This is a genomic window from Planotetraspora kaengkrachanensis (assembly GCF_016862895.1).
Lineage (GTDB): Bacteria > Actinomycetota > Actinomycetes > Streptosporangiales > Streptosporangiaceae > Planotetraspora > Planotetraspora kaengkrachanensis.
Genome location: NZ_BONV01000003.1, coordinates 113,157 through 130,297, shown reverse-complemented (window position 1 = coordinate 130,297; position 17,141 = coordinate 113,157). Strand labels below are relative to the sequence as shown.

The following is a 17,141-nucleotide window of genomic DNA, read 5'->3' as shown; positions in this document are numbered from 1 at the left end:
GTCCCGTCCGATTGTGACGGTCGCGAGGCCGGACGGCCGATGTGCGGGGCGATATCGCGACACATTTGAGGCTGCGTTCCCGAATCGGGTTCCTTACGCTATTTGCGGATCTTTGGCGTTGCATTAATCTGCCCTTGGCAAATCTTGCTTTTCTGTGGGTTGCGAGGTTCTTGGAGGCCGTGCCGATGTCGTCCGGGAACGTGGAGCCGGAGGACGGCGACGATCGGCCGGCCGGGAAGCCCGTCCCGCCCCCGGAGACCGCGCCTTCCGGGGACCCGCCACCGGATGCCCAGGCGGCGAAGGCTCCGGCTCGGAAACGTCCCCGGCTCACCTGGGAGGCCGTCGGAGGCATCACGGCGATCGCCGGACTGGTGGCCGCCGTCGTCTTCGGCGTGTTGCAGGTGGCGGCGCCGTCACAGCAGGCGGAGCCCACCCGTGGCGCTCCCAGCGCTCCCGGCGTTCCCGCCGACGAGAGGCTGGAACTGGTCGATCTGTCGCCGTCGCGCGAACCGGTCGACGTTCCGGTGTCCCAGTACGAGTCCGACGGCCGGACCACCGCCCCCTCGGCGGGCTCAACGGTGCCCGGCGGCGACTCCAGGGAGCGCCGCGCGCTCGTGGTCACCCTTCGCAACTCCGCCGGGGACACGGCGTTGCTGACCGGAGTGAAGCTCGTCGTCCACTCGACCTTCGAGCCGTCGACGTGTGAAGGCGGCGCGGGTGAAGGCGTGAAGGCGACCCTCAACTATGACTTCCGGTTCCCCGAGACGCTCCAGGTGCCGTGGGCGCACACCGAACCTCAGGTCTTCGCGGTGCGGCCGCACGACGCCGACGCTTTGTCGATCACCATGGGCCCCGAGAAGGAGGAGGGCCTGACGCTGATGTGGCGCTTCTCCGTATACGGGGTGTCCAAGGGAGGCAAGGAGGCGTACTGGGGAGACGGCGTCTGGACCGACTACTACGAGCTGTCTGACGCCGATTACGCCCGTTATGTTCGGGGTGACTCTCCCAAGCCCGTCGACGACGAGGTACGGGCCTGCGCGGCCCAGGTCCTGAGCGGCCTCAAAAACTTCACGGCCGGCTCCTCCCTGGTCGTCCATCCCGGCGTGACCGCGATGATCGACTACTACCGGCGGCTGGCCGAGTCGTGACGGAGGACGGGGCAGGCGACCGGCGGTCGCTCTCGCGCCGGGAGATCATCGTGTCCGGCCTCACCGTGGGTCTGGGGGCGGCCGGTCTCGCCTGGTACGTCGCGGGGATGAGGTCGTCGCCGCCCGAATCGTCACCGAAAAGCGAGTTCCGGCTGCCGGTGCCGACGCCGACACCGACCTCAGCCGGGTGGCAGGTTCCGATCGTGGTCGGCCCCCTGTGCACGATGGTGCGGTCGGGCGACCACCTCTATCTGTACGACGCGCGCGGAACCGTGCACGCGCTGGACGCGGGGACAGGCGCCACTCGGTGGAGAGCCGAGCCGGGCGTGCCGGTCGGCATCGGTGTCCTCCTGTCGGGTGACCTGGTGGTGGTCGGTGGCACGCCCTACCCGGCGGACGGCGCGATCCCCACGCCGAACTTGACGAAGGGCGCCGTGGTCGCCCTCGATCGTCGGACGGGCGAGCCCGTCTGGCGCCACGGCACCGTGGGGGCCTTCCGTTTCATCGGCGGCCCTCTGCCGGGATCGGTCCTGGTACACGATGACGACGGTGTGCTCCGGCTTCTGGACGCAGCCACCGGCGAGGTCCTCTGGCGGCGCGCGCTCTCGTCTGACGCGTTCCACCTCTCCAGCGTCGATCGGCTGGCGGTCAGCGGATCCGTCGTCCTGGAGACCTTCGGCGGCACACTGCGGGCCGACATGGACGACCCGGTCACGCACCCGAACACCGAGTGGTTCCGTGCCGTCGACGGCGTCGACGGCACAGTGAGGTGGACGGCCGACGTCGCCGCGGCGAAGTGGACCTTAGTTCCGCACGCCGGAGGCGGACGGCCCGGAACCGCGGGCAACATCGATTGGCTCAGCACCGAGGTCGCCGGTTTCGTCCATGTCGTACGGGCGATCCTTTCGCCTACCGGCGATCCGGACGCCGCGCTTTCCCGCACGTCGGAACTGGTCGGCGTCGAGGTCGGCTCCGGTAGGAGCACGTGGGCGTTCCCGGCCGGGCTGATGTCGCAACCCGTCGTCGAAGCGGACGCGATCTACGTCGCGAGCGCCGAGACGCCTGACGACGCCGTGCGGATCCACGGGTGGGACGCCCGCACCGGGCGGGAGATGTGGACGTTCAGACCTGACGGCGACGATGCGAAGATCCTGATTCCCGGCGCGACGGTTCTCGCAGTCGACGGAGACGTCCTGTGCGCCGGGTCGCAGGACGGGATCCTCGCCCTCGACGTCCGCACCGGCAGGAAGAACTGGTCGGTCCGTCACGGAGCGCATGGTCTGCGGGGGGCTCCCGTGATGTCGAGAGGGGTCGTCTACATGGTCGACGACTCCGGGCCGGCCGACATCCGTGCCTGGCGGTTGAGCGACGGGCGGGAGCGACCGTTCGACGGCCCGCACGCGGGGGATCGGACGCTGGTGCCCGTCGGCGACATGCTCTACGTGACCTCCGCCGCCGCGTTGTACGGGATCCCTCTCGGCGCGTGATCACACTGGGGCCGGGTCAGCCGTGGACGTGGGGGAGCACCTCCCGGCCGTAGAAGTCGATCACCTTCTCCTGGTCGTCCTGGCCGGAGTGGATGAACGGAGTGGCACCGAGGTCGAGCAGACGCTGGACGGCCTTGATGTGCACCTGCGGGTCCGTGCCGCGCGGCCACGACTCGTACACCTTCGACAGCGGCCAGCGCTGCTCGGCCAGGCGCTGGATGGTCACCGGGTTGGGCTGGTAGAGCAGGTCGCCGAAGCCGTGCACGGTGAAGCGCCATTTCTGCGCCGCCTGGTCGGCCTCCGCCTGGCCGCCCACCACGACCCAGGTCTCGACGAGCTTGGGCATGGCGTCGGGATTCCTGCCGGCCGCCCTGGCGCCTTCATTGAACGCGTCGACCATGCGTTTGTCCGTGATGTCGTGCGTCTGCACCACCCAGCCGTCGCCGTACCGCCCGGCCAGGTACGCGCTCTTCGGCCCGCTCGCCGCCACGTAGATCGGCACCGGGCGGGCCGGCACGTCGTACAGCTTGAACTGCTCGGTCTGGTAATAGCGGCCCTTGTGGGTGACCCGCTGGCCGGTCCAGAGCTTGCGGATGAGCCCGATGGCCTCGATCAGCCGCTCGTGCCGCTCGGGATAGCGGTCGAACCGCCCCGTCGAGGCCAGTTCGTTCAGCGCCTCTCCCGAGCCGACGCCGAGGAACACCCTGCCGGGCGTCAGGATGCCGAGAGAGGCGAACGCCTGCGCGACCTGCGAAGGATGGTGGCGGTAGAGCGGGCAGGTGACGCCCGTGCCGTACGTGAGCCGTGACGTGCGGTCGCCGACGAGGGCCAGCGTCAGCCACGGGAACATGCTGTGGCCCTCGTCGTCCTGCCAGGGCTGGGAGTGGTCGCTCGTCCACACGTGCCCGAACCCGGCGCGCTCGGCCAGTTCGGCGAAACGGACGAGGTCCTGCGTCCGGAACTGCTCGTGCCCGAGGACGAACCCCACCGGCGACGCCTGGCGCCGCCCAGTGCCCGGCTCAGTACCCGACGGCGACGGGCTGGGCGTCGCCCCCGAGTTCCCACCGCGCAGGACACCTGTGCCCAATGCCGCGCCGCCCATCGCCGCGGCTCCCAGCATGGAGAACCTCCGCCGGGAGATCAGCGTCGGGTCCGTTGCCGGACGCTGTTCACGCTCGTGTCCGCTCATCGTCGTTTCTCCCCCCGACATCGACACGAGTTGTCGGCCCATACCCCCACTTATTCCGTACAAACAGAAGAAAAGGTGATATATCAGGCCATGGCAATTAAAGGGAACGACGCGGAAGGTGAGTAGGGGCGTACTCAGGACGTTCGCGACGACGTCGGCTTAGCCTCCCTCCAAGAGGTGGTGATCCCACCGGGATGACTCCTCGTGAGAGACCTCAAAAGGGGGGCCCATGCCAGAGATTCCCGTTCTCGGCCTGGCGGACGATCACGCACTCGGCGCGGTTCACGAGATGCCGCGGATGCGGGAGATCGTCCAGTCCAGCCCGCTCACCCTGGCCGACCGGGCGCTGCTCGTCGACCAGGCCGCCGTCGTCATCGACGGGCTCTACGCCCACCTGCTGCACAAGCGGGCGATGTACGCGATCGATCCGAGCCAGCGGCTGCGCGTGCTGCGGGCCAAGCTGCCGGCACTGTCGGACGCCGACTTCCACGTGGAGCTCGTCAAGATCTTCAACCAGCTCCGCGACGGGCACACCGAGTACGTCCTTCCGGAGGCGTACCAGGGCCCGGTCGCCTTCCTCGGGATCAGGGTCGAACGTTGCTGGGACGGCGACACGCCCCGGTACCTCGTCACGAGCCGGTACGAGAAGCTGACCGGCGACCCGCAGCTCGTTCCGGGAGTGGAGGTCACCCACTGGAACGGCATGCCCGTCGAACTGGCCGTGGCCAGGAACGCCGAGCGCGAGTTCGGGGGCAACGCCGCCGCCCGGCTCGCCCGCGGCCTGCAGGCCATGGCGATCCGCCCGTTCGTCACCGCGGCGCTGCTCGAAGAGGACTGGGCGGACATCAGGTACCGGACGCAGGCAGGCGTGACGCGTGACGTCCGCATCCCGTGGCGGGTCTTCGATTCGATCCAGGACCTCCGCGAGTTCCTCGGTCTCCGCCCGACCGCGGCGGGGGCGGTGCCGACGGCGGTGGGCTACGACCTGCGCACGAGCCTCGCGCAGCGGCTGCGTAAGCGATTGTTCAGCGCGTCGGGCGAGACGCCGGGCTCCGGCGCCGCGGCGACCGGCCGGGAGATCGCCACCACCCGGCCCGAGCTGAAGGCGAGGATCATCCGAGCAGGGGACGGCCGTGAGTACGGCCATCTGAGGATCTTCTCCTTCCACCTCGAGGACCTGAACGCCGACGGCGACTTCGTCGACGACATCATCGGCTTCCTCAACGAGGTGGCGCGGGTCCTGTCCCTCATGCCGGAGAACGGGCTCATCGTCGACGTGCGCGACAACGGCGGCGGGTTCGTCGTCGCGGCCGAATACCTGCTGCAGATGCTCACGCCCAACCGGATCGCCCCCGGACCGGCCCAGTTCGTCTGCACTCCGACGACCGCCGCCTTCACTCAGGCGCTCGACGAGATGGCCGCCTGGCGGGCGTCGATCGCCGACTCCGTGCAGACGGGCGCGCAGTACTCCAGCGGTGTGCCGCTGGACGACGCCGACTTCATCAACACCGCGGGGCAGCTCTACCACGGGCCGGTCGTGCTCGTCACCGACGCGCTCTGCTACAGCGCCACCGACACGTTCGCGGCCGGTTTCCAGGACAACCGGGTCGGCCCGGTGCTCGGGGTGGACGAGGCGACGGGCGCCGGCGGCGCGGAGGTCCGCACCCACTCGGCCATCCTGCGGGACTGGCCGGAAGGCCCGCTCCGGCCGCTTCCCGGTGGCGCCGACTTCCGTCTGTCCATCCGGCGTACGCTTCGGGTGGGCACCCATGAGGGCCAGATCATCGAGGACTTCGGCGTCGTGCCCGACCACCTGTACCGCCTGACCAGGCGGGACGTGCTCGAAGGCAACCTCGATCTGATGGAGGGGGCCGTCGCGCTGCTGCGCGGGGGCAGGCCGCGGACTCTGGAGGTCGACGACGTCGCCGTCGACGGCGCCCAGATCACACTCACGCTGACCACCCGCGCGCTCACCGGCGTCGACGCCTACGCCAACGACCGCCCGGTCGCGGTCGTCGCCGTCGCGGACGGGACGAACACCATCTCCTTCACCGCGCCGGAGGCGGAGCGGGTGACCGTCCGGTTGCTCGGCTTCGACGGGACCGCGCTGTCCGCGGCGAGGAACCTCCTCTTCAGCGCGGCGGACGGAGCGGACGAGGGCGGCAAGACGTCCTTCGTGCGCGAACGGATCGGCCTCTAGCCCTGGTCGCTAGGCCTGGTCGCTAGCCCTGGTCCTCCGACAGCCAGATCTCCGGGCGCATGCGAATTCTGATCATCCGGTACGTCGCCTCCTCGGTGGAGGCGACGTACCGGTCGGCGCCCTCATCGCCGAGATAGCGCCGGGCGAAGTCGCGCCGCTCGTCCCGGGTGACCGACTCGTCGATCCCGGTCACCGGGCCCTCCACCGACACGTACCGGTAGGGGAGCTCGGTGGACTGGACGCAGAGGCTGAACCGTCCCGCCTGCCTGATCAGGCGTGCCTTGCGGCTGTCGCGCGCAGTGATCAGGACGATGTCGCCCCCGGGCGCGTAGCCGTACCAGATCGGCACCGTCAGGGGGCCACGCGCGTCCCCGTCCACGACGCTCACCACCGAGACCCGCACCTCCGCGAGGAACGCCTCGCGCTCCCGGCCGCTCATCGCTCTCGACATCGTCAGCCCTCTTCCGCCGAAGACCGCCCGGTACGGCTCGCCGACATGAAGTCTCCCGCCGGAACAGGCCCGGAGAGCCCCGGTGTCGAACCCTGTGTGACAAGCATCACAATCACCCTCGGCGCTCTCGCCCGACATGTCCACGTGTGCGTCTCAAGCCGTGAGAACAGTCATGCGTCCACGCAGGTGGTTCAGCGGTTATCCCGGATTTCGGCCATCCCTATCGGATCTCGCGACCGGGGCGTTACGGAGTGTCGGATGGTTTACCGACTGTCAGCTTTCGCGGTTTCGGTCATCTTCTTACGATCAGAGCGCTTTGGACCGATCTTCTCGTGAGGTGACATGAGAATCCTCCGGCCGGGGACCACCGGCAGAAACAGCGGGCGTGAGCGCTCTCGACTGTGGAGCGCATCCGCCGCGTTCGCCCTGGCGGCGTCGTTGCTGGCGATTCCGCTCCCCGCGGCCGCCGCGGACGTGCCCCTGGCGCCGACCAACCTGATGTCGCACGGCAAGCCGTGCGTCACCGGGGACTCGCGACCGTCCGTGCTGACGGCCACGCCGGTTCTCGCGGCGAGGCAGCAGCACCCGACCCCCGGCAAGCAGTCGCTGACCACGTTCTTCTACTGGTGGCCCCTCGGCGGAACCCGCAACGAGACCGACGTGTTGTCCCAGGCGTCCGGCAACCCGTCGAACGTCTCGCAGGCCATCCCCGCGGGCAGGCTCACCGACGGCTCGTCGTACGTGTGGCAGGCGCGGACCTTCGACGGCACCGCCTTCGGGCCGTGGTCGGTCAAGTGCCAGTTCACGGTCGACCTCACACCGCCGCCTGCGCCGGCCGGCGTCACCTCGAGCGACTACCCGACCGGCGGGCCGCACGGCGGAGCGGGCGTTCCCGGCGTCTTCGAGGTCACCGCGCCGGCCGAGGGCGGCGGCGACATCGCGGGTTACGAATACAGCTTCGACTCCGGAACCCTCGGTGGCACATTCGTCGCCGCTCGCGCGCACGACCACGGCGCCACGATCACGGTCGCCCCGCCGCACGACGGTTCCAACAGGCTGACCGTGTGGTCCAAGGACCGGGCCGGCCGGTTCTCCTCGCCGTTCACCTACTCCTTCAGCGTGCGGGCGCCGGCGGGCCCCGCGGCCGAGTGGACGTTCGACGAGGCCGGCGACGCCGGCGACCGCACCGGGCACGGCAACACGGTCGTCCTCTCCGGCGGCGCCACCCACACCGACGGAAGGGGCGGCGTGGGCGCCGCCCTCTCACTGGACGGCGTCTCCGCCTTCGCCGCCACGAACGGCCCGGTGCGCGCTCCGAACCCGGACACCGGCACGATGACCAAGGTGCGCACCGACCACACCTTCACGGTCACCGCGCGCGTGAAGCCGTCCGCGATCGGGGGCGGCGAAGTGGCCGCGGTGTCCGTGGACGGCGCCGTCACCTCCGCGTACGTGCTGGGCCAGTCCGGCGACCGATGGACCTTCCGGATGGCGGGCTCCGACACGGACGCCCCCGTCTCGGCCGTCGTGTCCTCCGACGCCGCCGCGACGGCGGGGAAGTGGACGCACCTCGCGGGCGTCTACGACTCGTTCACCCATGAGCTGCGGCTCTACGTGAACGGCGTCAGGCAGTCGACCACCGCCACCCTCGAGGGCGGTTTCCGCGCCACCGGCCCGACGGCCATCGGGCGCGCCAAGGCCGCCGGAGTCGCGACCGGTTTCCTCGGCGGGGCCGTTGACGACGTCCGCGTGTACGACTACGCCGAGTCCGACCCCCACCTGGCCGCCTTCGCCGTGCCTCTCCAGCCGGTCATCTCGTTTCCCGACGGTGACACGGTGTCGAAGGGCGGGAAACTGACTGTCCGGTTCGACGCGCGCGGCGACGAGAACGTGGTCAGGTTCGATTACAGCGGCGGCGGCTCGAACCAGAGTGTCGAGGCGATCGGCGGCTCCGCCACAGTCACGATCGACGCCCGCTCGACGGGCACGAGTGTGGTCTCCGCCGTCGCCGTGGACGCAGCGGGCCATCGGTCCCTGGAGGTCCTGGCCTCGTTCACGGTGGTGGGCGTGGCGAGCGTGTCCGGCACGGTGCTGGACCTCGACACGTTCATGCCCGTGGAAGGCGCCACGGTGACGATGGAGCCGGGCGGCCTGTCCATGGTCACCGGTCCTGACGGCATGTACAGATTCGACGGCTTCCCCGCCGGTTCCTATACGTTGTCGGCGAGCAAGGGCGGCGCCTGCCCCCTGTCGTCGGGCAGCATCCATGTGGACATCCCGGACGATGCGGTGAGGCGTGACCTGCCGGTGTTCCCGCCGTTCGATGACTCCGGGGAGCCCACCTGCACCCCCGAGCAGGGGTCTGAGTAGAAGGCCGTGAGATCGGCGCGGCGGCACAGGTGTGCGCCGCGCCGGTCACGCGTCCTTCGGCGCGGAGGAGGCGGAGATCGCCTTGGTGAGCGCCTTGCCGACCATCTCGGCGACGTGCTCGACGGTGGCGATGCCGTCTCCCATCGAGCGGGTGCGGCTCGACAGCACGGCGATCAGGTAATCATGGTCGTCGCCTTGGACCCGGCCGATGCTGTTGATGGTCCACAGGTCCCCGTCGATCTTGCGGGGCAGCCAGCCGTTCTTGAGCGCCGTCGTGTCCTTCCGGCCCGCGGCGGCGCTGACCCCCCAGTCCTGGGACGAGACGACGTCGCCCATCAGGCCCAGGGCGTACGCACGGTTCTTGGCGGTGAGCGGACTCTTCTTGGACGTCAGGGACTTCAGCAGGCGGATCTGGTCGGCCACGTCGGTCAGGGTGGCGCCCCAGTAGCCCGCCGGGCCAACCGACGTGTGGCGCAACTTGAGCTTCTTGTTGGCGGCCGCGACGCCGTATGAGCCGCCGACCTTGTACCACAACGCGTCGGCGGCGTTGTTGTCGCTCTGAGTGATCATGCGGGTGGCCAGGGCGCGCTCGTCGCGGCTGAGGCCCCGCTTCTCCCGCTGGGCGCGCAGGAGGAGCGTCACCAGGATGTCGACCTTGACGATGCTCGCGGTGGCGTGCCGCATGTCGGCGTTGTAGCCGTACGACAGCCCTGTGGTCAGGTCCTGGATCTGCACCGAGACCTGGCCGGACCGGCCTTTCAGGTACGACCCGACGCGACGGGTGAGGTCCTTGCGTGCCGACTTCGAGAAGACCGGCTTGGGAGCGGGGGTCGGCGCCGGGCTCGGTGTGGGAGTCGGGCTCGGCGTCGGCGTCGTCGCGGGGACGACGGCCTGAATCGTCGCGGAGGGGGAGGCCGCGTGCACCGCTCCGGAACGCGAGGCGGTGAACTGCGAGCCGCCTCCGATGAGTGCCGTGACCGTCACGAGCGCCACCGCGCTGCGCAGGATCGCCCGGTGCCGGGGCGCAGGCCGCAGCGCGGCTCCGGGGGCGTCACGGGGCCGCCTGAACGTCATGCCAGACAGGTTTATGCACGCATATTGGCCCAACCTTGGCCAAAGCTACAAATTTCCTGATCTGTGACTCTTGTGTCTCCTGAGAAACGTCCCGCCCCACCGCCTCTGCATGATCACGCGGAGGTGAGGCCCCGGCCGCCGGAAAGCAGCAGGCCCCGTACGGACATCCGTACGGGGCCTACGCATGATCTACGCCATGGGCCGGGCAGGGTGGTCCGCCCTGCCCGGCAGGCCTACTTGATGTAGGCGATGCCGTCCGTGGCGACGGTGGCCCGACCAGCGGTGCCCGCCACCACGATCTTGATGGTGTGCTTGGCGCTCGTGGTCCAGCTCTTCGTCCAGATGATGTTGCGGTAGCTCGTCCCGCCCTTGCTGTCGACCGTGGACGTCTTCACGCCGTCCACGTAGACGTAGAAGACTCCGGTGTTCGAGGCCCGCCTGACGATCAGGCCGACCGACCGGCCGGTGAAGGTGTAGCTGGCGGTCGCGTTCTTCGCGGTGCTGGAAAGGATGCTGCCGCCGAGGTAGGAGGTGGAGTTCGACTTGGTCCACGTTCCTGTGCGACTGGAGTAGGACTCGTACGCCACGGCGGCGGTCCGGGTCACCGACGACGTCTTCGTGTAGCCCACCGCGTCGCCCGCGGTCACCGACCACACCGTGGAGGCCTGCGTCTTCACCGAGGACGCCCATGACGTCGCGGTCGTCGCCAGCGTGACCTTGGACGGCGAGGCGATCTTCATGGTCCGCAGCAGCGCGTTGTCCGTGGCCTTCCAGTGCAGGCCGACCGGGACCACGTTCGTCGTGCTGACCGTGCCCGGCCTGATGTTGAGGTAGGCCGCGGTGCTGAAGACGGGGGCCGTCTTGTCCATCACCACCGTGTAGGTCGGCGACGTCGCCGTCGTCCCGTTGATGTTGACGGCGCGCAACTGCACCTTGTGGGAGCCGGTCGCGAGGGTCACGCTCGCCGAGGTCGCCCAGGGGTAAGGCGAGGCGACGACCTTTCCGTCGACCACGACCTCGTACTTCCAGAACGCGGCGTTCCTGGCGGCCCAGCCGAGCGAGACCGCTCCCTTGGTGTAGTAGGTCGACCCCACCTTCGTGGCGCCCGTGATCCCGGTGAGGCTGAGCGACGTGACCGGGGTCGTCCAGGCCTTGGCCGCCGTCCTGATACCGGGGAGCGCCGCGTAGAGCTTCGTGCCGGGGCACGCCGTGGCGTAGCCGTCCCGGTGACCGGAGATCGTGTTGAAGCTGTACGTACCCGGCTTGAACTTCCCGTTGTCGGCGGTGATCGTCATGGGGGTCTTACCGGTCGGGTTACCGCCGGCCAGGCCGAGCTTCCACGCGGCGAGCTTGGCGATCGAGTCGAGGGCGGCCTTCGTCGGGGCGGGGTCGCTCGTCTCGTTGAAGCTGCCGAGCAGGGCGATTCCGGTGCTGGAGGTGTTGAAGCCCAGCGTGTGCGCGCCGATCACGGGCTTGTCGATTCCGCCCGCGCGACCCTCGAAGATCGTGCCGCACTTGTCGACCAGGAAGTTGTAGCCGATGTCGTTCCACCCGTTCGTCCTGACGTGGTACAGCATGATCCCCCGGATGATCGAGGGGGAGTCGGCGCAGCTGTAGGTGTTGACGCCGTCGGTGTGGTGGACGAAGACCGCCTTGACCGTGGGCGCGTACTCGGGCGGATCCGTGACCAGTTTCTCGTCGGCGCCCCACGACGCGCGGGTCTTGATGGTCGGGCTGGGCGCGGTGCTCGCCGAGGTGGCCGCGAGCGCCTTCGCCGTCGGAGTCGGCGTCGGGGTCGCCTTCGGGGTGGCGCTCGGAGTCGTCTTCGGGGTGGCGCTCGGCGACGGCGAAGCGGGGGGCGTGGGCGTCGGGGTCGCGACCGGCGTCGTGGCCGGCTCGACGGGCGCGACGTCCCCGGCCGAGGGGCTCGGCTCGGATGCCGGCTCGGACGGCGCGTCGGGTTCCGTGGTGCTGACGGCTCCCGCGAGGGTCACATCGCCCAACTGCCCGCCCGCGGCCCGGACCCCGGTCTTCCGCGTGCCGTTGCCCGGGTCGACGAGTTCGACGCGGAGTCCGCGGGGCAGGGTGGCGCCCTTGCCCGTCACGCGGACCTCCACACCGTTGGAGGGCCCCACCCACAGGGGCGCGGTGGCGCCGCGGGTCTGACGATCGGTCTTGCTGCCCGCGTCGGGCAGATCGTCGCTCTCGGCCTCGACCGGACGCCACGACGACCAGGTGCCGGAGGCGGTGGCGCGCGTGCGCACCTCCACCGCGCCGTCGATGGCCTCGCGAGCGTTGTCCCAGCTCACGCCCAGCAGGCTGAACGGCTTGGTGGTCGCGGCCGGCAGGCCCTGAACCGCCTGCTTGCCGGATCCGCCCGACTGGCCGGAGGGCACGTCGCGCAGCACGAGCGTGTTCACCTGCCCCGGAGTGGGGGGCTGGGCCGCCGGCGACGCGCTCGACGACGGCCCGCCGACCACCACGAAGGCCACGGCCGCGGCCGCCACGGGTACGACCGTGCTCAGCGCGACGATCATGCGCCTCTTCATGAATCTCCGATCATTCGGTGGATCGATCCCGTTCACCGCGCCATGCCGTCGCCGGGAGGGGCCGGGGGAGTCTGCGGCTGGGAGCCAGGCAGTACCGCGCCTGGTTTATCACAAATAGACCGATCCTTCGGTCGGAACGCGACACCGCGACTCGCCGCTCGCAGGGGGAGGTGACGCGCCCGGAGCGCGTCGGACGGGTCGGGGTCGCACGCCCGGGCTGGTGAGGGGCGAATTCGGAACAATTCAGAATGTTCCCTGTGTGACATAGCCCACATCGCCCCCCACAGCCGACCTCGGCGCCCCGATCAGCGCCTGAACGACAGCGAGAGCCCGAACCTGCCCGCCCGGTCCGTCCACCAGTGGCGCAGGTCGAACCCGCTCGCGGCCAGTTCGGCTCGGACCCCCTCGGGACGGAACTTCGCGGAGATCTCGGTACGGATCTCCTCGCCCTCGGCGAACTCGGCGACCAGGTCCACGGCGGGAAGCCGTACCGACTGGGGCCGCAGCGAGCGCAGCCGCATCTCCATCCACTCGTTGCCGGAGTCCCACACCGCGCGGTGGGCGAAGGCCGACGGGTCGAAGTCGGCCCCCAGTTCCCGGTTGAGCACCCGCAGGACGTTGGCGTTGAACTCCGCCGTAACGCCTGCCGCGTCGTCGTACGCCGCCACGAGGACGGCCGGATCCTTGACCAGGTCGGTGCCGAGCAGGAGCGAGTCGCCCGGCGACAGCGTGCCGTACAGGTCGAGCAGGAACGCCGCACGCTCGTCGGGCACGAGATTGCCGATCGTGCTGCCGAGGAAGGCCACCATCCGGCGGCCCCCGCGGGGAAGCTCGCTGAGGTGCTCGCCGAAATCGGCGATGACGGCGTGCACGGCGAGCTCGGGGTAGTCGGCCCGCAGCGCGTGCGCGGCGCCCATCAGCGCGCTCTCGCTCACGTCCACCGGCACGTACCTGCTCAGCGTGCCCGCGGACCGCATCGCCCCGAGCAGCAGCCGGGTCTTCTCCGACGAGCCCGAGCCGAGCTCGACGAGCGTCTGCGCGCCCGCGAACGCGGCGATGTCGCCCGCGTGGGCCACGAGGATCTCCCGTTCCGCGCGCGTCGGGTAGTACTCGGGCAACCGGGTGATCTCCTCGAACAACTCGCTGCCGCGGGCGTCGTAGAACCACGCGGGCCGCAGCCGCTTGGGCACGGAGGTCAGGCCGTCGACCGCGTCCGCGCGCAGCGCCGCGTCGAGGTAGCCGGCGGACAGGTGGTTGTCGATGGTCAGCGTGGTCATGCTTCCTCCGTGTCCGCGGCTTCGATTGGGGAGACCGACACCTCGCCGCCGCGGGCGACGAGCAGGCTCGCATCGGGGACGTCGACCCATCCCGGGTCGTCGTCGGACGGCTCCGAGGCCACCACGACCCCGCGCTCGCCCACCCGGTACGCGAGGGTGTCGCCGTAGGCCGTCGCGGCGATCGCCTCGCCATCGGTGATCAGCAGGTTCAGCCGGCCGTCCGCGTGCGCCGCCACGTCACGGACCGTGCGGGCGAGCGCGCCGGCCATGGTCGACCCTCCGGCCAGCCGATGTCTGACCAGCGCCCACACGAGCGCGGAGTCCGAGCGGGCCGGCAGGTCGAGGAGCAGCGCGGCGGGCAGCAGCCCGGCCAGCCCGGCGGCCGAGCCCGGCCAGCCGGCCACGACGCCGTTGTGGCTGAACAGGTGGCGGCCGTCCCGGAAGGGGCAGGCGGCGGAGACGTCCGGGGCGGTCCCCTCGGTCGCCGAGCGGACCGCGGCGAGCAGCGCCCGCGTGCGGGTGACCCGCGCCACGTCGGCGAAGGAGTCGTCCGCCCACATCGGACCCGCATGACGGTACCGGGCGGGCACCGGGTCTCCGTCGGCGTACCAGCCCGCGCCGAACCCGTCGGCGTTGACCGTGCCGTACCGCTGCCGCCGCGGTGCCCAGGCCTGCCGGTGCAGGCCGAACGGCGGGTCGATGAGCACCTCGCGCAGGGTGACGGGTTCGCCCAGGTAAGCCAGGTGACGGCACATCAGACGCCCTCGCCGGGAGCCGCGTCGCGTGCCGTGCGGAATCCCGAGAAGATCTGCCGCCTGATCGGGTAGTCCCAGTTGCGGAACGTGCCCCGGCAGGCGACCGGGTCGGTGGCGAACGAGCCGCCGCGCAACACCTTGTACTCCTCGCCGAAGAACACCTCGGAGTACTCCCGGTAGGGGAACGCGGCGAATCCCGGGTACCCGCGGAAGTCGCTGGAGGTCCACTCCCAGACGTCCCCGATCAGCTGGCGGACGCCGTACGCGGAGGCCCCGGCGGGGTAGGCGCCGAGGGGGGCGGCCTGCAGGTGGCGCTGGCCGAGGTTGGCGTGCTCGGCGCCGGGCTCCTCGTCCCCCCACGGGTAGCGGCGGGAGCGGCCGGCCGCCGGGTCGTGCCTGGCCGCCTTCTCCCACTCGGCCTCGGTGGGCAGCCGCCTGCCGGCCCAGGAGGCGTACGCCTCGGCCTCGTACCAGCAGACGTGCACGACCGGCTCGTGCGGCGGAACCGGCTCGACGTGCCCGAACCGCCGCCGCAGCCACGTGCCGCCCTCACGCCACCAGAACCTGGGCCCGGTCAGCCCGGCGTCCTGCCTGTGCGCCCAGCCCGCCGCCGACCAGAGCTCCCGCCGTTCGTATCCGCCCGCCTCCATGAACGCCAGGTAGTCGGCGTTGCCGACGGGCACGGTGTCGATCCAGTAAGCGGGCACGTGCACCTGGTGCGCGGGCCGTTCGTTGTCGAGGGCCCAGGGCTCCGTCGAGGTGCCCATGGTGAACGGACCGGCGGGGACGAGCACCTCCTTCGGCCACCGTCCCGAACTCGCCGCGGGCGGCGGGGCCGACAACACCGGCGTGCCCTCGCGCAACTGGTGGGTGGCCAGCATGGTCTCGTCGTGCTGCTGCTCGTGCTGGGCGATCATCCCGAACGCGAAGCCGTGCTCGACCAGCGGGTTCCCCTCGACCGGGGAGCGTTCGAGCAGGTCGGTCACCCGCTCCCGGACGGTCGCGATGTACCGGCGCGACTCCCCGGGTGAGAGCAGGGGAAGGCGCGGACGCTCGGCCCGAGGGTGCTCGAACGCGTCATAGAGCGAGTCGATCTCGGGGCGCATGGGCTCCTGGCCGCCCACGGCGCGCAGCAGCCACAGCTCCTCCTGGCTGCCCACGTGCGCGAGGTCCCACACGAGGGGGGACATCAGCCGCGAGTGCTGCTTGGTCAGGTCGTCGTCGCCGACGCAGTCGGTGAGTGCGAGGCTGCGCTCGCGGGCGGCGGTGAGCAGGTCGTAGGTGCGGCTGCGGATGTCTTCGCCGGTCATGTCCCGGCCTCCGTTCGGATCGGTTCGCGGATCTCGGAGCGGGGGGTGTGGTGAGAAAGGCGTTCGGGGTCGTCGGCAGGGCATCTGCCCCGGCTGACGTAGGCGTCGGTGAAGCGCTCGACAGCCGTGCGGACGGCGGCGGGGGCGTTCATCCGGTCCAGCGCGTCCAGCGCCGCCGCGAAACAGGTCGCCGCGGCCGCGGCGATCGTGGGATCGGACAGCCCCAGCGCGGCCGCGCGCCGCCAGGGACCGGGTTCGAAGGGGTCCCAGCACTCCGTCGCGGCCAGGGCCAGGTCGGCGGCCGCGGGATCCTCGACGAGCGCGGTGGCCACGGCGAGGGGGACGAGCCAGCCGTCGTCGCCGTGCTGTGCGTCGACCATCCGCAGTTCGAGCCAGCCGTGCGGCCGCACCGGCGGGAACAGGGTGGTGAGGTGATAGTCGACGTCCTCGCGGGTGACCGGGCGGGGCCCCGCGCCCGCCAGCCAGTCGCGCAGGGTGAGGCCGAGGGGCACCTGCCACGGGGCCGGTCCGCGGACGCACATCACGGGCGCGTCCAGCGCGTATCGCGCCCACGCCTCGGCCGGGTCGGAGCCGGCGGGGGGCGACGTCCTGCGCGGGTCGAGCCGCGCCCACACGGCCTGCCGCGTCGACTTCCATCCGGTCGGCCGGCCCGCGTGACACGGTGAACTGGCGAAGGCCCCGACCAGAACCGGCCCGATGGCGTGCGCCAGCCGCCACCGCCGTGCCATCCCCGCGGGCCCGGCTCCCGGCAGCCCCGCGTCGAGGCACACCTGGACGGACGCCGTTCCGCACATCATGGTCCTGCCGTGCGGGCCCGCGCGGTCGAAGTAGCTCTCCATCGCGACGTAACGGGGGGCGTCCCGCACCCGCACCGGCGGGCGGTACGGATCGGCGCCGCCTCCGGACAGGCGCAGACCGGCGGCGCCCAGGCGGGCGCGCAGGCCCGCCATGTCGGCCGCGGCGGTGGCGACGGCCCCGCGGAGAGAGGGCGCGGGGGCGGAGCTGAGCTCCACCTGGCCGCCGGGCTCGCGCGACAGGGCGCCCGCCAGTTCGCCCTCGGCGGGCAGCGCTGCCGTGACACGGGCCGGATCCACCCGCGCGTACGGATCACGCGCGTCGTGGACGAACCACTCCAGCTCGACCCCGACCGTTCCCGGCACGCCCGGCGTCAGGCAGGTCGTCGCGATGTATTCGATGGCGTCGTCGGCGCTCCAACTCGCCGCGTAGGGCGGCGCCTCGTCCCCTGATCCCCGATGCATGCACCCTTGGTCTCGGGAGGACGGTCAAGCGTTACGGACATCGCCGACTGT

General features: G+C 70.9%; 12 protein-coding genes. 4 read left to right on the top strand and 8 right to left on the bottom strand.

Going from position 1 to position 17,141, the window contains the following annotated elements:
* Positions 1–185 precede the first annotated feature (185 nt).
* Positions 186–1,148: a hypothetical protein gene (locus Pka01_RS05245; protein ID WP_203881441.1), complete on the top strand. Its 963-nt coding sequence runs from the start codon at positions 186–188 to the stop codon at positions 1,146–1,148.
* A complete protein-coding gene (locus Pka01_RS05240; protein ID WP_203881440.1) occupies positions 1,145–2,635 on the top strand; it encodes an outer membrane protein assembly factor BamB family protein in 1,491 nt (496 codons plus the stop codon). The genes Pka01_RS05245 and Pka01_RS05240 overlap by 4 nt, the downstream gene beginning before the upstream one ends.
* 16 nt (positions 2,636–2,651) lie before the next feature.
* On the opposite strand, the gene Pka01_RS05235 is transcribed toward Pka01_RS05240, so the two are convergent.
* Positions 2,652–3,824 carry a F420-dependent hydroxymycolic acid dehydrogenase gene (locus Pka01_RS05235; RefSeq protein ID WP_203881439.1) on the bottom strand — a complete coding sequence of 391 codons (1,173 nt, stop codon included), beginning with the start codon at positions 3,822–3,824 and terminating at the stop codon, positions 2,652–2,654.
* Between the two features lie 229 nt (positions 3,825–4,053).
* Between Pka01_RS05235 and Pka01_RS05230 the strand changes: the two genes are divergently transcribed.
* Positions 4,054–6,024, top strand: a complete 1,971-nt coding sequence (locus Pka01_RS05230) for a S41 family peptidase (protein ID WP_203881438.1) — start codon at positions 4,054–4,056, stop codon at positions 6,022–6,024.
* A gap of 22 nt (positions 6,025–6,046) precedes the next feature.
* Here the strand turns inward: Pka01_RS05230 and Pka01_RS05225 are convergent, their stop codons facing one another.
* Positions 6,047–6,475: a pyridoxamine 5'-phosphate oxidase family protein gene (locus tag Pka01_RS05225; protein WP_203881437.1), complete on the bottom strand. Its 429-nt coding sequence runs from the start codon at positions 6,473–6,475 to the stop codon at positions 6,047–6,049.
* A 342-nt stretch (positions 6,476–6,817) separates the two neighbouring features.
* Between Pka01_RS05225 and Pka01_RS05220 the strand changes: the two genes are divergently transcribed.
* Positions 6,818–8,845 (top strand): LamG-like jellyroll fold domain-containing protein, encoded by a 2,028-nt coding sequence (locus Pka01_RS05220; protein WP_203881436.1) that lies wholly within the window; start codon positions 6,818–6,820, stop codon positions 8,843–8,845.
* Positions 8,846–8,890: 45 nt separating this feature from the next.
* Here Pka01_RS05220 and Pka01_RS05215 read toward each other — a convergent pair whose 3' ends face one another.
* The 6 genes from Pka01_RS05215 to egtA form a co-directional block, all read right to left on the bottom strand.
* On the bottom strand, positions 8,891–9,919 hold the full coding sequence (locus tag Pka01_RS05215) for a serine hydrolase (RefSeq protein ID WP_203881435.1): 1,029 nt from the start codon (positions 9,917–9,919) through the stop codon (positions 8,891–8,893).
* A gap of 233 nt (positions 9,920–10,152) precedes the next feature.
* Positions 10,153–12,468, bottom strand: coding sequence for a peptidoglycan recognition protein family protein (locus Pka01_RS05210; protein ID WP_203881434.1), 2,316 nt, complete (start codon positions 12,466–12,468; stop codon positions 10,153–10,155).
* Between the two features lie 305 nt (positions 12,469–12,773).
* On the bottom strand, positions 12,774–13,745 hold the full coding sequence (egtD, locus tag Pka01_RS05205) for an L-histidine N(alpha)-methyltransferase (protein WP_203881433.1): 972 nt from the start codon (positions 13,743–13,745) through the stop codon (positions 12,774–12,776).
* Positions 13,742–14,500, bottom strand: coding sequence for an ergothioneine biosynthesis protein EgtC (egtC, locus tag Pka01_RS05200; RefSeq protein WP_203881432.1), 759 nt, complete (start codon positions 14,498–14,500; stop codon positions 13,742–13,744). Before egtC ends, egtD begins: the two co-directional genes overlap by 4 nt.
* Entirely contained in the window at positions 14,500–15,810 is a 1,311-nt protein-coding gene (gene egtB, locus Pka01_RS05195; RefSeq protein ID WP_203881431.1) for an ergothioneine biosynthesis protein EgtB, read from the bottom strand. The genes egtC and egtB overlap by 1 nt, the downstream gene beginning before the upstream one ends.
* On the bottom strand, positions 15,807–17,090 hold the full coding sequence (gene egtA / locus Pka01_RS05190) for an ergothioneine biosynthesis glutamate--cysteine ligase EgtA (protein WP_203881430.1): 1,284 nt from the start codon (positions 17,088–17,090) through the stop codon (positions 15,807–15,809). The genes egtB and egtA overlap by 4 nt, the downstream gene beginning before the upstream one ends.
* Positions 17,091–17,141: the final 51 nt, after the last annotated feature.

Coding starts and splice junctions, on each gene's coding strand:
- Pka01_RS05245 (WP_203881441.1), top strand. CDS start 186: ATGTCGTCCGGGAACGTGGAGCCGGAGGACGGCGACGATCGGCCGGCC.
- Pka01_RS05235 (WP_203881439.1), bottom strand. CDS start 3,824: ATGAGCGGACACGAGCGTGAACAGCGTCCGGCAACGGACCCGACGCTG.
- Pka01_RS05230 (WP_203881438.1), top strand. CDS start 4,054: ATGCCAGAGATTCCCGTTCTCGGCCTGGCGGACGATCACGCACTCGGC.
- Pka01_RS05225 (WP_203881437.1), bottom strand. CDS start 6,475: ATGTCGAGAGCGATGAGCGGCCGGGAGCGCGAGGCGTTCCTCGCGGAG.
- Pka01_RS05220 (WP_203881436.1), top strand. CDS start 6,818: ATGAGAATCCTCCGGCCGGGGACCACCGGCAGAAACAGCGGGCGTGAG.
- Pka01_RS05215 (WP_203881435.1), bottom strand. CDS start 9,919: ATGACGTTCAGGCGGCCCCGTGACGCCCCCGGAGCCGCGCTGCGGCCT.
- Pka01_RS05210 (WP_203881434.1), bottom strand. CDS start 12,468: ATGAAGAGGCGCATGATCGTCGCGCTGAGCACGGTCGTACCCGTGGCG.
- egtD (WP_203881433.1), bottom strand. CDS start 13,745: ATGACCACGCTGACCATCGACAACCACCTGTCCGCCGGCTACCTCGAC.
- egtC (WP_203881432.1), bottom strand. CDS start 14,500: ATGTGCCGTCACCTGGCTTACCTGGGCGAACCCGTCACCCTGCGCGAG.
- egtB (WP_203881431.1), bottom strand. CDS start 15,810: ATGACCGGCGAAGACATCCGCAGCCGCACCTACGACCTGCTCACCGCC.
- egtA (WP_203881430.1), bottom strand. CDS start 17,090: ATGCATCGGGGATCAGGGGACGAGGCGCCGCCCTACGCGGCGAGTTGG.